The sequence below is a fragment of the Caulobacter sp. RHG1 genome, from assembly GCF_013181195.1.
Classification (GTDB): Bacteria; Pseudomonadota; Alphaproteobacteria; order Caulobacterales; family Caulobacteraceae; genus Caulobacter.
In genome coordinates, this window is record NZ_SMZP01000007.1 from 140,739 (window position 1) to 154,856 (window position 14,118).

Sequence of the window (14,118 nt, forward strand, 5' to 3'; positions counted from 1 at the left end):
GATTATTGGAACCTTGTGGAGGTGGAGAACCGGAACGTTTCGACTCGGTCGTAGCTTTCCTTGGCCAAAATACGGCTGATATCGAAGCGAATGGGACCCATGGGGGACTTCCAGTCGATCGAGATGCCCGCCGAGGCGCGCAGGCCAAGATTGTCCTTGATGTTCGGATCGAAGACGCCAGGCGACCTCTGACGATCTACATCATCCAGAAGACCGGCCGTACCCACGTCGCTGAACAGGGCGGCCTTGATGCCGTACTGCTCAGGCAAGAAGGTCGGGACGGTCAATTCGAAGGTGCTGATGGCGTAAAGCTTGGCGCCCATCGAGTTGTTCGTGCTCGAGATGTCGCGCGGGCCGATACCGGCGATCTCGAAGCCGCGGAACGAGGTGCCGCCGCGATAGAAGCGGTCGTTGATGCGGACGTTGTCGCCGCCCCAACCCTGGATGTAGCCCACCGAGCCGGTAGCGCTGAACACCAGGTCCTTGGTGAAGCCGTAGTACATGCCGGCGTCGGCCTCGGTCTTTAGATACTTCACGTCGCCGCCGATGCCGGCCAGATCCTGATTCAGGTCGGCGAACCAGCCGCGGGTCGGGTTGATCGGGTCGTTCCGCTTGTCGATGCGCAGGCCGTAGCCGATCATCGAGGTGATGTAGGCGCCGCGCTGCAGGCAGAGGATCTGCGAGACCGAACCGCTGGTGCAGAGGCTGTCGGCCACGCTCACGTCGTCCTGGCGGACCGTGTAGCGCAGGCTCATCGACGAGTTCTGGGTCAGCGGGAAGCCGAAGCGGATGTCGCCGCCCACCGACTTGGTGTCGTAGGCCGCGAACTGCGAAAGGTCATAGCGGAAGGTATACAGGTTCAGGCCGCCGACCAGGTTGCGCCCCAGGAAGCGCGGCTCGCTGAAGCCGAAGTCGATCTGCTGGCGCAGCGAGCCCATCGAAGCGCGGGCGCGCAGGTTCTGACCGCGGCCGCGGAAGTTGCGCTCGGTGATGCCGACGTCCAGCACCAGCTTGTCGATCGAGCTGTAGCCGGCGCTGAACGACAGTTCGCCCGTCGGCTGCTCCTCGACCTTGACCCGCAGGCTGGTGCGGTCGGGCGCGCCGCCGGGGGTGTCCTCGATATTGACTTCCTTGAAGAAGCCCAGGCGACGGATGTTGTTCTTCGAGCGGTCGACCAGCACGCGATTGTAGGCGTCGCCTTCGGCCACTTCCAGCTCGCGGCGCAGGACGTAGTCCAGCGTGCGGGTGTTGCCGACGATGTCGATGCGATCGACGTAGACGCGCGGGCCTTCACGGACCTGGAAGACGACGTCGACGGTCTTGGTTTCGCGATTGGGCACGTAGCGCGGGCGCACGTCCACGAAAGCGAAGCCCGCCGCGCCCGCCGCGAAGGTCAGGGCGTCGGTGGCCTGCTCGATACGTTCGTCTTCGTACAGCTGACCGGCGCGGATCGGCAGGATCTGCGACAGCAGGTTGCCGTCCAGCTTCTTCAGCTCGGTTTCGACGGTGACCTTCCCGAACTTATACTTGGGGCCCTCGTCGAGCGTGTAGGTGACGGCGAAGCCGTTCTTGTCGGTCGCCAGTTCGGCCACCGACGACACGACGCGGAAATCGAAGAAGCCGCGGTTGCGATAGTGCTTACGCAGTTGCTCGCGGTCGTACTCGATGCGGTCAGGGTCGTAATTGTCGTTGCTGGTCAGGAACTTGTACCAGTGACTTTCCTTCGTCACGACCACGTCGCGCAGGTCGTTGTCCGAGTACTCGCTGTTGCCCAGGAAGTTGATGCCCAGAACGCCGCTCTTGGGGCCTTCGGCGATTTCGAACACCAGGTCGACGCGCTTTTGCGGCAGCTCGACCACCTTGGGCGTCACCGTCGCCGAGATGCGGCCCGAACGGCGATACAGCTCGATGATGCGCTGGACGTCGGCCTGCACCTTGGCGCGGGTGAAGATGCCGCGGGGGCGGATCTGCACTTCGTCCTTCAGCTTGTCCTCTTTCAGAGACGAATTTCCCTCGAAGACGACCTGGTTGATGATCGGGTTTTCGACCACCTTCACGACGAGGTCGCCGGCCTGCATCTCGATCTTCACGTCGGCGAACAGATCGGTGCGCGCCAGGGTCTTCAGCGCCAGGTCGAGGCGCTGGGAGTCGACCGTGTCGCCCGGCTGGATCGGCAGATAGGACAGCACCGTGCCCTGCTCGATGCGCTCATTGCCCTGGACGACGATGCGCTGGACGACGCCGGTCTGCGCCTGGGCGTAGGCCTGCTGAGGCGCCGTCAGGGCCGTCGAGCCGAGGAGTAGCGCCACGCCGGTGGCGAAGGCGGCGCTTTGGGCGCGTAGTTTGCTCATTTGACCAATCATGGACGGAGGACGGGCGTTCACGTGAAGAGCCCGCCGATGAATTTGAACACGTCGTAGCGGTTGAGGTCGTTCCACGCCGCGAACAGCATGAAACACAGGATGAAGGCAAGCCCCGCACGGAAGCCAGCCGCCTGGAAGTCCGCGCGCAGCGGGCGTTTGGCGATGGCCTCATACGCGTACATCAGCAAGTGGCCGCCATCGAGAACCGGAATCGGCAACAGGTTCATGAAGCCGATGCTGACCGACAGGCTGGCGATCATGACCATGGATGAGGTGAAGACCCGCAGCGCCATGGTCGCAAGATCAGGCGCGCCCTGGACGCTGGCCTTGGTGACCGCGCCGGCGGTGTGGCCGATGCCGATGATGCCGCTGATCTGGTCGGCCGGCATCTGACCGGTGACGAGGCGCCCGAGATAGAAGGCGATCGTCTTGATCATCTTCCAGATCTCGACGGTGGCGTCGGGGATGGCGCTCAGCAGCGTGGAGCGCTTGAATTTCGAGACCGAAGCGCTTTCGAGGCCCAGCTGACCGGTCTTCATGCGGCCGCTGATCTTGTCCTGGATCTCGACCAGTCGCGGCGTGGCCTTCAGGTGAAGATTCGCATCGCCGCGCTTGACCGTGAAGTCGATGGGCATGTTGGCGCGCAGCGACACATAGCCCTGTAGATCCTGGAAGGTGGCGATCTTCTTTCCGTCCGCGGCGACGATCATGTCGCCCTTCTGGAAGCCGGCCGCTTCAGCCGCGCTGCCGGGCGAGACATTGCTGACCGTGGTCGCGCGCTGGGGTAGGCCCAGGGTGACCATGAAGACGGCCATGATCAGGATCGCCAGGACGAAATTGGCGACGGGGCCGGCGACGGCGATGATCGCCCGCTGCCAGACCGGCTTGAAATGGAAGTAGCGCGAAAGGGCCGCCTCCCCTTCCCGCTCGGCGATCGACCGGCGCATGGCGGCCAGGTCGTCCTGGTCCGGAACACTGGCAGCGTTCTCGTCGCCTGAGAACCGGACGTAGCCGCCCAGCGGGATCGAGGCGATCCGCCATTCGACGCCCTGCTTGTCGCGCCACGAGATCAGCGGCGCGCCGAAGCCGATGGAGAAGCAGTCGATGGCCACGCCGCACGCGCGAGCGGCCCAGTAGTGCCCCAGCTCGTGGATCGTCACCACGACGGACAGCACGAAAACCGTGGACAGGACGAAGATCAAAACGTCGGTCATTTGGTGGCCGGGTCCCCCGGATCAGAGCCGGCGATGCTTTTGCGCGACAACCTCGGCCGCAATGCGGCGAGCGCTGGCGTCGATCATCATCGCGTTTTCGACCGCATCACTTTGTGCGACGGCGAGATTGCCCAGACTGTTCATACGCTCGAGGGTCCCCGCCACTGCGGCGGCAATATCGAGAAAGCCAATCCGCCGGTCAAGGAAGGCCGCAACGGCGACCTCATTGGCGGCGTTCATCGCTGTCGGGGCCCCGCCTTCCAGGCGCAGCGCTTCACGGGCGATGTCCAACAGCGGGAAGCGATCCAGGTCCGGCGATTCGAAGGTGAGCTGGCCGTAGGCGGCCAGGTCCAGCCGAGCGGCCGGCCATTCCAGGCGATCGGGCCAGGCGAAGGCGCAGGAGATCGGGCTGCGCATATCCGGAGGGCCGAGCTGGGCCAGGGTGGAACCGTCCGTGTACTCGACCAGGCTGTGGATCACCGACTGCGGGTGAACCACGACATCGATCTTCGCCTCGGGCGTGTCGAACAGATAGGACGCCTCGATCATCTCGAGGCCCTTGTTCATCATCGTCGCGGAATCGACCGAAATCTTCGCGCCCATCGACCAGTTGGGATGGGCGATAGCCTGCTCGGGTGTCGCCGCAGCCATGGCGGCCTTGTCCCAGGTGCGGAACGGGCCGCCCGATGCGGTCAAAATCAGCCGCGCGACCCGGTGTGCGCAGTCGGGTTGCAGCACCTGGAAGATCGCCGAATGCTCGGAATCCACCGGAATCACCGAACCGCCGGCCGCCTTGGCGATCGCCAGCAGGGCCGGCCCCGCGCAGACCAGGCTTTCCTTGTTGGCCAGAGCGATGACCGCGCCGGTCTCGGCAGCGGCGACGGTGGGCGCCAGGCCGGCCGCGCCGACGATGGCTGACATCACCCAGTCTGCGCCCATGGCCGCGGCCTCGGCCACAGCGGCCGCCCCGGCGGCGGCGCGCACCCCGGTCCCCGCCAGGCCGTCCTTCAGAGCGGCCAGCTTGGTCTCGTCCTCGATCACCGCCACTGCGGGACGCCACTGGCGCGCCTGCGCGATCAACCGCTCGACGTTACGCCCAGCCGTCAAGGCCAGGATCTCGACCGGGACGCCGGACTCCTCGAAGAGGCTCAAGGTCGAAAGGCCGATCGATCCCGTCGAGCCCAGCACCACCACCTTACGGGGTAAGGTCAATGAGCCCATCCCCAGTGGTCCACCAGGCGGATAGCGGCCACGACGATCACGGCGAACATCAGGCCGTCGACACGATCCAACAGGCCGCCATGGCCCGGAATGATGTCGCCGCTGTCCTTGACGCCGAAGCGGCGCTTGAGGATCGATTCCCACAGATCGCCAGCCATGGTGGCCAGGCCGCCCAGAAAGCCGACCAGGGCGGCCGCCGGCCAGACCAGGCGCAGATGGGCCAGATAAGCGACGGCGACGGCGCCCAGGGTGGCGGCGATCAGGCCGCCGATGAAGCCCGACCAGGTCTTATTCGGCGAGATCTGGGGCCACAGCTTCGGGCCCTTCAGCAGGCTGCCGACCACATAGGCGAAGATATCGGCGAACCAGGTGACCACGAACAATAGCAGGGTCCACCACAGGCCGTCCGGCAGCGAACGCAGCCAGACCAGGGCGATGACCGCCGGCGCGATATAGACGACGCCATAAGCCGCGTCCGCCCGACGATCGACGGCCCCGCGCGCGATCAAGCCCGCCAGGAAGGCTCCCGCCAGGACGACGGACCAGGCGATGAAGAAGAAATGCAGGAAGGCGGCGACGACGGCGACTGCGCAGAAAACGCCGACCACGGCGCCGACGGCGCGCGGCGCCTTGGGCGCGCTGATCTTGCCCCACTCGCGCGCCAGCAGCGCGACACAGACCAGGGCGAGGGCCAGGAACCAGAAGCCGCCCAGCCAGACGGCGGCCACGACCGTAGGCACGAGCACGGTGGCCGAAACCACACGCATCCGCAGATTGCCCCAGTTGAAGCGCTTAGCCGGCGACGGCGACGTCATCGGCCGCGATCCCTCCATAGCGTCGGTCACGACGGCGATACTCGGCAATGGCCGCAGCCAGGGCCTCGGGTCCGTAGTCCGGCCACAACACGTCCTGGAAGATCAGCTCGGCGTAGGCGCATTCCCACAGCAGGAAGTTCGAGATCCGGCGCTCGCCGCTGGTGCGAACGATCAGATCCGGCGCCGGCGCGGCAGCCGTCGAAAGATAACGCTCGAACGTCGCCTCGGTCAGGTCCGCCGGCTGGACCTCGCCTCGCACGGCCGCTTCGGCAAAAGCCCGCGCCGCGTCGGTGAGGTCGGCCTGGCCGCCATAGTTGAACGCCACCTGCAGGGTGAAATCGCTGTTCTGGGCGGTGCGCTGCTCCGCACGCTCGATCACCTCGGCGAGGTCGGCCGACAGGCCGGTGCGACGACCGATGATCCGCACGCGAACGCCAGCCCGGGCCAGGCGCTCAAGGTCAGATTCGACATAGGCCTTCAGCAGGCTCATCAGCTCGGACACTTCGTGCGCCGGACGACGCCAGTTCTCGGTCGAGAAACCGAAAACCGTCAGCACGCCGACATTCTGGCTCTGCGCGCCCTCGACGGTGCGCTTCAGGGCGTTGACACCGGCGCGATGGCCCAGGACGCGCGGCATCCCCCGCTGCTTTGCCCAGCGGCCGTTGCCATCCATGATAATGGCCACATGCAGCCGATCCTCCGGCGCGTCGCCCCCAGCGCGCGCCGAAACGTTCTGCAGGCCGGTGGTCAGCGGCATTCGCTTCAACCTTCCCTCGTCGTCTTCCCCAATCCCACCAGGAAGACGATCAAACCTGCATGATCTCTTGTTCCTTGATTTTCAAGGCCTCGTCGATGCGCTTGATGGCTTCGTCGGTCATCTTCTGGACCTCGGTCTCCATCTTCTTCAGGTCGTCCTCGCTGATGACGCTGGCCTTCTCGGCCTTCTTGAGGTCGTCATTGGCGTCGCGACGGATGTTGCGCACGGCGACCTTTTGCGTTTCCGCGTACTTGCCGGCGATCTTCGACAGGTCCTTGCGGCGCTCTTCGGTCAGCGGCGGGATCGGGATTCGCAGGTTGTTGCCTTCGACGACCGGATTCAGGCCAAGATCCGAACTGCGGATCGCCTTCTCGACGGCCGAGACGACGCCCTTGTCCCAGATGTTGACGTTGATCTGGCGCGGCTCAGGTACGCTGACCGAGGCGACCGTGTTCAACTGCACCATCGAGCCGTAGGCATTGACCAGGATCTGGTCGAGCAGGTTCGAGGACGCGCGCCCGGTGCGCAGACCGGCGAAGTCTTCCTTCAGCGACAGCACGGACTTTTCCATGCGGTCCTTGTATCCGGACAGAACGGGCTTTTCGGGAGCGGCCATGGGTCGGGCTCTCTTCTTTGGAGTTTAAGCGGCGCGGTCTTCGGCGACCACGGTGTGGGTCCCCTCGCCTCGCAGGACGTTCAGCAGGTTGCCGCGCCCCTTGATCGAGAAGACCACGATCGGAATATTGCTGTCGCGCATCAGCGCCACGGCCGAGGCGTCCATGACCCGCAGGTCCTTGGCCAGCACGTCCATGTAGGTCAGGCGGTCGTAGCGTTCGGCCGACGGATCCTTCTTGGGGTCGGCGGTGTAAACGCCATCGACGCTGGTGCCCTTGAACAGGGCGTCACACTGCATCTCGGCGGCGCGCAGGGCCGCGGCGGTGTCGGTGGTGAAGAACGGGTTGCCGGTGCCGGCGGCGAAGATCACGACGCGCCCCTTCTCGAGGTGACGCTGGGCGCGACGGCGGATGTAGGGTTCGCAGACCGTCGCCATCGGAATGGCCGACTGCACGCGCGTCTGGACGCCGATGCGCTCGAGCGCGTCCTGCATGGCTAGGGCGTTCATGACCGTGGCCAGCATGCCCATGTAGTCGGCGCTTGAACGCTCCATGCCCTTGGCTGCGCCGGCCATGCCGCGGAAGATGTTGCCGCCGCCGATCACCAGGCACAGCTCGACGCCGGACTTGACGATCTCAGCGACGTCGTCGGCCACCGACTGCACCGTCTTGGTGTCGATGCCGTAGCCCGTATCGCCCATCAGCACTTCGCCGGAGACCTTCAGCAGGATGCGGCGGTATTTCGAGGGTGCGCTGGTATCGGACATGGACCGCTGTTCCTGAGTCGTCGGCACGCACATTACGGTGCGTTCTACAAAAGTGGGATGTGTTTTGCCAACCCGGGCGCGCCTTCTGACGAAGCGCTGCACGGCAGGCGCAAAAAGGGCGCGGCGCGCGCTGAATGCGCGCCGCGCCCTGATTGTCGATCCAGGGCGTTAGAGCCCCGGAGGCAAGGCGATTAGGCCTGGCCGGTCATCGAGGCGACTTCGGCGGCGAAGTCGTCCTGCTTCTTTTCAACGCCTTCACCCAGGGCCAGACGCGTGAAGCCCTTGATGGTGATCGGGGCGCCCAGGGTCTTGCCGGTTTCGGCGACCAGCTGCTCGACGGTCTGGTCCGGGTTCATGACGAAGGCTTGCTTCAGCAGCACGACTTCTTCCAGGAACTTGCGGATACGACCTTCGATCATCTTTTCGATGACCGCCGGGGGCTTGCCCGATTCCAGGGCCTGCTCGGTGAACACGGCCTTTTCACGCTCGATGGCGGCCGGGTCCAGATCGTCCGGCGACAGCGACAGCGGAGCGGTCGCGGCCACGTGCATGGCGATCTTGCGGCCCAGGTCGCGCAGGGCGGCCTTGTCGCCGGTCGACTCGACGGCCACCAGCACGCCGATGCGGCCGAGGTCCGGCGCGGTGGCGTTGTGGATGTACGAGGCGACGACGCCGTTCTCGACCGTGTGCTTGGCGGCGCGACGGACCATCATGTTCTCGCCGATCGTGGCGATCAGGTTGGTCAGGTGGTCCTGCACGCTCTCGCCGCCGGCCAGCTTGGCGGCGGTGATGGCGTCGATCGAGCCGTCGGTGGCCAGAGCCGCGCCGGCGATCTGACGAGCAGCGCCCTGGAACAGGTCGTTGCGCGACACGAAGTCGGTTTCGGCGTTCACTTCGACGGCGGTAGCGGTTTCACCCGCGCCCTGCTCGGCGGTGGCGACGGCCACCAGGCCTTCGGCGGCGGCGCGGTCAGCCTTCTTGGCGGCCTTGGACAGGCCCTTGGCGCGCAGCCAGTCGATGGACGCTTCGATGTCGCCGTTGTTTTCCGACAGCGCCTTCTTGCAGTCCATCATGCCGACGCCGGACTTTTCGCGCAGTTCCTTGACCAGCGCAGCCGTGATCTCAGCCATGGAAAATCTCCAGATTCAAACGGTTAGGACCGGGCATGCAGCCCGCCATACTCATAAAAACGTAGCGACCGGGCTTGTAGCCCGGTCGCATGTCAGGGTCGCGACGGTTCCCGCGGCGGGCCGTGAGGCCGCGCGGGAACACGTAGGAATCAGCCTTCGGCCGATTCCGGAGCAGCTTCGGCAGCGTCCGGGGCTTCCGGAGCGGCTTCGGCGGCAGCCTCGACGGCGGCTTCCGGAGCAGCTTCAGCAACCGGCGCGGCTTCCGGAGCCAGAGCGCGGGCCAGGGCCGGCTCGGTCGGGTTGACGGCGGCGCCCAGGTCGACGCCCGAACCGGCTTGGCCAGCGGCCAGACCGTCCAGGACGGCGTCGGCGATCAGGTCGCAGTACAGTTGCAGCGCGCGGGCGGCGTCATCGTTACCCGGGATCGGATAGGTGATGCCGTCCGGATCGCAGTTGGTGTCGAGGATGGCGACGACCGGGATGTTCAGCTTGCGGGCTTCCAGGATCGCGATCGCTTCCTTGTTGGTGTCGATCACGAACATGATGTCGGGGATGCCGCCCATGTCCTTGATGCCGCCCAGCGACAGTTCCAGCTTGTCGCGCTCGCGCGTCAGCTGCAGCAGTTCCTTCTTGGAACGACCCAGGGCTTCGCCGCCCAGGACGCCTTCCAGCTCGCGCAGACGAGCGATCGAGCCCGAGACGGTGCGCCAGTTGGTCAGGGTGCCGCCGAGCCAGCGGTGATTCACGTAGTACTGGGCGCAGCGCTTGGCGGCCGTGGCGACCGGGTCGCTGGCCTGGCGCTTGGTGCCGACGAACAGCACGCGACCGCCAGCAGCCGCGACTTCACGGACCTTCACCAGAGCCTGGTGCAGCAGCGGAATCGACTGCGACAGGTCGATGATGTGGATGTTCGAGCGCGAACCGAAGATGTAGCGGTCCATCTTCGGGTTCCAGCGGTGCGTCTGGTGACCGAAGTGGGCGCCGGCTTCCAGGAGCTGACGCATGGAGAATTCGGGAAGAGCCATCGGGCCTTAATCCTTTTTCCGGTTGAACCTCCGTGGACACCCCCGCTCCAGACCATTCTGGAAGCGGGACCGGAACGGCGACGTCGGGATGTCTCCCCGATGCTGCCGAACGTCCACGTGTGGAATGGCGGCGCAGATAGTCCCTTACGGGCCTGATTGCAAGTCCTAGTCGTCCGGAGCGGTTTCAGCGCACGGGTTATGCGCCGGCATGGCGAGCACCGGACAATCTATTCGGGGGCGGCTTCTCCCGCGCCCCTCAGCCACCGAGCAGGCCATGTTTGCAGTCTGCCCGGCCCCAACGAAGCAGCAAAACAGATATCAGCAGCGCACGCCTTCGATCGCTCCAGCCCAACACTGTTTAAAGCGACAGGAAATCGATCAGAACGATTTGCCGTCCACCTGCTGCGGCTGCAGTGCGAATACGTCCACTCCATCCAGGCAGCGGACATTGACCGCCACCATCTCCGCGCCGTTCGGCGCCACGCCCCGGCCGAACGATTGGATGCCGCAGGTTTCGCAGAACAGGTGCGAAATCTTGTGGCTGTTGAACTGGTAGGCCGTCAGAGCGTCCTCGCCGCTCTTCAGATCGAAGGCGTCGGCGGGCGCAAAGGCCAGGATCGAGCCTAGCTTCCCGCAGCGCGAACAGTTGCAGCTGATCACCTCATCCAATCCGACATCGACCGCGAAACGCACGCGTCCGCACTGACAGCCGCCTTCATGCTGAGCCATAACCTCTCCCCTCGCCAACAAGTATAGGAAAATATTCCTACACGTCTTCCAGCAGCGCCACCCCCGGCGCGGTCTTCAATGCGCCTCGCAGCGCCGCATCAAGGGTGTAGCGCCCCGGCAAGCGCAGCTCGATCTCGCGACCGCCGCCAATCGCGGCGACAAAGGTCACCTCACCGCCCTTCTGGCCCTGGGCAGGCTCAAGGCGACGCTTCAGCGCCTCCATCTCGGTCGCCGACGGCGACAGGTGAACGCGCAGACCGGCCACGACGTTCTCGATGGCCTTCTCGATCGGCTCGGCATCGTCGCCGAAGAAGCGAACCTCGCCGTCGCGCGCCTTGGCGCGAACCTTGATAACCACGGCCTTGCCCGGCTCCAGCACATCGCGGCACTTCCGCAAGCTCTCTGGCGGGAACAATACCTCGTATTCGCCGGACGGGTCCGACAGCGACACGAAGGCGAACTTCTCACCGCTCTGCGATGCGCGCTCCTGGCGGCGCCGCACGACACCGCACATGCGCAGCGCCTCCATGCCGGCCTCGGCTTGGGCCATGGCCTCGGTCAACAAGGCCACGCGCTTGCGGCGCAGCATGCCGACCACATCCTCCAGCGGGTGACCGGTCAGGTAGAAACCGACAGCCGACAGCTCCTCGTCCAGCAGGTCGACCTGGTTCCAGTTCTCGGTCTTGGCCAGGCGAGGACGGCCAGCGCCCGGATCCGAACCGAACAGGCCGCCCTGCCCGCCCTGGCGGTCGGCATGGCAGCTCTGGGCGTGGGCGATCAGCACGTCGGCCGAGGCCACGATCTGAGCGCGGTTCTTGTGAATCTGGTCGAAGGCCCCGGCCCGCGCCAGGTTTTCGATAGCGCGCTTGTTGACCTGCTTGGGATCGATGCGCTCGACGAAATTGAAGATGTCGCGGAATGGCCCGCCCTCTTCACGGACGGCCACCAGATGCTTCATAGCCTCCAGGCCCACGTTGCGGATGGCGCCCAAGGCGTACAGCACCTCACCGTTCTCGACCTCGAAGTCGGCGCCGGAGACATTGACGTCCGGGGCCCGGACATTGATCTCGAACTTACGCGCGTCCTGATGGAAAACGGCCAGCTTGTCGGTGTTCGACAAGTCCAGGCTCATCGAGGCGGCAAAGAACTCGACCGGCGTGTTCGCCTTCAGCCAGCCCGTCTGGTACGAAATGAAGGCGTAGGCGGCGGCGTGCGACTTGTTGAAGCCATAGCCGGCGAACTTGGCCACGAGCTCGAAGATCGATCCCGACTGTTCCTCGGGAACGTTCTTTTCCTTGGCCCCGGAGACGAAACGGATCTTCTGGAGATCCATCTCCTCCTTCTTCTTCTTACCCATGGCGCGACGCAGAAGGTCAGCTTCACCCAGGCTGTAGCCCGCCAGGATCTGGGCGATCTGCATCACCTGTTCCTGGTAGACGATGACGCCGTAGGTCTCCTTCAGCACCGTTTCCAGCGACGGGTGCAGGGTGTCGACGGGCTTTCGGCCGAACTTACAGTCGACGAAGGTGTCGATGTTATCCATCGGGCCAGGCCGATAGAGCGAGATCAGCGCGGTGATCTCCTCGATCGAGCCGCAGCGCATCTTGCGTAGGGTGTCGCGCATGCCCTGGCTTTCCAGCTGGAACACACCGACCGTCTGGCCCGAAGCCAACAGCTCGTAGGTCTTGGTGTCGTCGAACGACAACTTGCCCAGATCGACCTCGAAGCCGCGCTTCTTCAGATGCTTCACCGCCCGGTCCAGGACGGTCAGAGTCTTCAGGCCCAGGAAGTCGAACTTCACCAGGCCGGCGCTCTCGACCCATTTCATGTTGAACTGGGTGGCCGGCAGGTCCGAGCGCGGATCCTTGTAGAGCGGAGTCAGCTGGGTCAGCGGCCGGTCGCCGATGACCACGCCGGCGGCGTGGGTCGAGGCGTTGCGGAACAGGCCTTCAAGCTGCAGGGCCACATCCAGACAGGCCGAGACGTTGGCGTCTTCCTTCTTGGCCTGCTTGAGGCGCGGCTCGAGATCGATGGCCTGGGCCAGGGTCACCGGCGCGGCCGGGTTGTTGGGCACCATCTTGCAGAGACGGTCGACCAGACCCAGCGGCAGCTGCATCACCCGGCCGACGTCACGCAGCACGGCGCGCGCCTGCAACGAACCGAAGGTGATGATCTGGGCCACGCGATCGCGGCCGTACTTCTCCTGAACGTAGGAGATCACCTCTTCGCGTCGCTCCTGGCAGAAGTCGACGTCGAAGTCGGGCATGGAGACCCGCTCGGGATTGAGGAAGCGCTCGAACAGCAGGCCGAAGCGCAGTGGGTCCAGGTCGGTGATGGTCAGCACCCAAGCAACCAGCGAGCCGGCGCCCGAACCCCGCCCCGGACCGACCGGAATGCCGTGGGTCTTGCCCCACTTGATGAAGTCCGAAACGATCAGGAAGTAGCCTGGGAAGCCCATCTTCTTGATGATGTCGAGCTCGAACTTGAGCCGCTTCCAGTACTCGTCCACGGGCGCGGCCAGGGTCAGGCCATCAAGCCGCATACGCAGACCTTCTTCAGCCTGGTGCGTCAGCTCCTCACCCTCGTCGCGGCCGTCGCCGGTCGGGAAGCGGGGCAGGATGGGCGCGCGCTTGTGGACCATGAAGGCGCAGCGGCGGGCGATATCGAGGGTATTGTCGCAGGCTTCCGGCAGGTCGGAGAACAGCTTGCGCATGTCAGCCGCCGGCTTGAACCAGTGCTCGGGCGTAACGCGGCGACGTTCGTCCTGGCCGACGAACGAGCCGTCGGAGATGCACAACAGCGCATCGTGGGCGTCGTAGAAGCCTTCCTTGACGAAATAGACGTCGTTGGTGGCGACCAGCGGAACATCGTGGTCATAAGCCCAGTTGACCAGGCCCGGCTCAGCCGCCGCCTGCTTGGGCAGCCCGTGGCGCTGCAGTTCGACATAGAAGCGGTCGCCGAACACCCGCTGCATTTCGGCCAGGGCGGTCGATGCCTCGGCGGTCTTGCCGGCGGCGAACAGCGCGTCGACCGGACCGTCCGTGCCGCCCGATAGCAGGATCAGGCCCTCGCTATATTCGATGACCTTGGCCCAGGGCACGATCGGCTCGGGCAGTTCGGCGCTGTCGAGATAGGCGATCGACGACAGCTCGGAGAGATTGAGGTAGCCCTGTTCACTCTGGGCCAGCAGCATGATCGTCGGCGCCCGAGCCCAGCGCTCGGTCGGGCCGCCGCCGATGCCGGTGATAGGAATGGCGCAGCCGATGATCGGCTGGACCCCCGCATCCTTGGCGTAGGACGAATATTCCAACGCCCCGAACAGATTGGCGCGGTCGGCGATGCCCGCCGCCGGCATGCCCGCAGCGGCGGCGAGCTTGCCGATCTGATCGGCCTTGATGGCACCTTCCAGCAGCGAATAGGCCGAACGGACCCGCAGGTGGACGAAGCCCTGTCCTTCCGCGTCCGCCATGACCGATCCTCCGC

11 protein-coding genes are annotated in these 14,118 nt (G+C 65.2%); all 11 read right to left on the minus strand.

All coding sequences use genetic code 11. The features are described 5' to 3' along the window. Nucleotides 1-2 precede the first annotated feature (2 nt). The 11 genes from bamA to dnaE all read right to left on the minus strand — a co-directional run bounded on the left by bamA (nt 3) and on the right by dnaE (nt 14,104). The gene (bamA, locus tag E1H18_RS19100; RefSeq protein WP_172271847.1) at nt 3-2,363 is read right to left on the minus strand and encodes an outer membrane protein assembly factor BamA; all 2,361 of its coding nucleotides are present in this window, start codon (nt 2,361-2,363) and stop codon (nt 3-5) included. Nucleotides 2,364-2,380: 17 nt separating this feature from the next. Beyond that, nucleotides 2,381-3,577 (minus strand): RIP metalloprotease, encoded by a 1,197-nt coding sequence (locus E1H18_RS19105; RefSeq protein WP_172271431.1) that lies wholly within the window; start codon nt 3,575-3,577, stop codon nt 2,381-2,383. Between the two features lie 21 nt (nt 3,578-3,598). Beyond that, nucleotides 3,599-4,798 carry a 1-deoxy-D-xylulose-5-phosphate reductoisomerase gene (gene dxr / locus E1H18_RS19110; RefSeq protein WP_172271433.1) on the minus strand — a complete coding sequence of 400 codons (1,200 nt, stop codon included), beginning with the start codon at nt 4,796-4,798 and terminating at the stop codon, nt 3,599-3,601. Then, nucleotides 4,786-5,631 (minus strand): phosphatidate cytidylyltransferase, encoded by an 846-nt coding sequence (locus E1H18_RS19115; protein WP_172271849.1) that lies wholly within the window; start codon nt 5,629-5,631, stop codon nt 4,786-4,788. The genes dxr and E1H18_RS19115 overlap by 13 nt, the downstream gene beginning before the upstream one ends. Next, the gene (uppS, locus tag E1H18_RS19120) at nt 5,591-6,370 is read right to left on the minus strand and encodes a polyprenyl diphosphate synthase (RefSeq protein WP_172271435.1); all 780 of its coding nucleotides are present in this window, start codon (nt 6,368-6,370) and stop codon (nt 5,591-5,593) included. Before uppS ends, E1H18_RS19115 begins: the two co-directional genes overlap by 41 nt. Nucleotides 6,371-6,419: 49 nt before the next feature. After that, nucleotides 6,420-6,986: a ribosome recycling factor gene (gene frr, locus E1H18_RS19125; RefSeq protein ID WP_172271436.1), complete on the minus strand. Its 567-nt coding sequence runs from the start codon at nt 6,984-6,986 to the stop codon at nt 6,420-6,422. A 24-nt stretch (nt 6,987-7,010) separates the two neighbouring features. Next, nucleotides 7,011-7,751: a UMP kinase gene (pyrH, locus tag E1H18_RS19130; protein ID WP_172271438.1), complete on the minus strand. Its 741-nt coding sequence runs from the start codon at nt 7,749-7,751 to the stop codon at nt 7,011-7,013. Between the two features lie 191 nt (nt 7,752-7,942). After that, complete coding sequence (gene tsf, locus E1H18_RS19135; protein WP_172271440.1) at nt 7,943-8,881, minus strand: translation elongation factor Ts; 939 nt, start codon at nt 8,879-8,881, stop codon at nt 7,943-7,945. A 149-nt stretch (nt 8,882-9,030) separates the two neighbouring features. Then, a complete protein-coding gene (gene rpsB, locus E1H18_RS19140) occupies nt 9,031-9,906 on the minus strand; it encodes a 30S ribosomal protein S2 (protein ID WP_172271441.1) in 876 nt (291 codons plus the stop codon). 378 nt (nt 9,907-10,284) lie between these two features. After that, complete coding sequence (locus tag E1H18_RS19145) at nt 10,285-10,635, minus strand: GFA family protein (RefSeq protein WP_172271443.1); 351 nt, start codon at nt 10,633-10,635, stop codon at nt 10,285-10,287. A gap of 37 nt (nt 10,636-10,672) precedes the next feature. Continuing rightward, nucleotides 10,673-14,104 carry a DNA polymerase III subunit alpha gene (gene dnaE / locus E1H18_RS19150; RefSeq protein WP_172271445.1) on the minus strand — a complete coding sequence of 1,144 codons (3,432 nt, stop codon included), beginning with the start codon at nt 14,102-14,104 and terminating at the stop codon, nt 10,673-10,675. Nucleotides 14,105-14,118: the final 14 nt, after the last annotated feature.

Excerpts from the sequence above, each read along its gene's own strand:
- rpsB (WP_172271441.1), bottom strand. The coding sequence starts at position 9,906 with ATGGCTCTTCCCGAATTCTCCATGCGTCAGCTCCTGGAAGCCGGCGCC.
- E1H18_RS19145 (WP_172271443.1), bottom strand. The coding sequence starts at position 10,635 with ATGGCTCAGCATGAAGGCGGCTGTCAGTGCGGACGCGTGCGTTTCGCG.
- uppS (WP_172271435.1), bottom strand. The coding sequence starts at position 6,370 with ATGCCGCTGACCACCGGCCTGCAGAACGTTTCGGCGCGCGCTGGGGGC.
- E1H18_RS19105 (WP_172271431.1), bottom strand. The coding sequence starts at position 3,577 with ATGACCGACGTTTTGATCTTCGTCCTGTCCACGGTTTTCGTGCTGTCC.
- pyrH (WP_172271438.1), bottom strand. The coding sequence starts at position 7,751 with ATGTCCGATACCAGCGCACCCTCGAAATACCGCCGCATCCTGCTGAAG.
- E1H18_RS19115 (WP_172271849.1), bottom strand. The coding sequence starts at position 5,631 with ATGGAGGGATCGCGGCCGATGACGTCGCCGTCGCCGGCTAAGCGCTTC.
- bamA (WP_172271847.1), bottom strand. The coding sequence starts at position 2,363 with ATGATTGGTCAAATGAGCAAACTACGCGCCCAAAGCGCCGCCTTCGCC.
- dxr (WP_172271433.1), bottom strand. The coding sequence starts at position 4,798 with ATGGGCTCATTGACCTTACCCCGTAAGGTGGTGGTGCTGGGCTCGACG.
- frr (WP_172271436.1), bottom strand. The coding sequence starts at position 6,986 with ATGGCCGCTCCCGAAAAGCCCGTTCTGTCCGGATACAAGGACCGCATG.
- dnaE (WP_172271445.1), bottom strand. The coding sequence starts at position 14,104 with ATGGCGGACGCGGAAGGACAGGGCTTCGTCCACCTGCGGGTCCGTTCG.
- tsf (WP_172271440.1), bottom strand. The coding sequence starts at position 8,881 with ATGGCTGAGATCACGGCTGCGCTGGTCAAGGAACTGCGCGAAAAGTCC.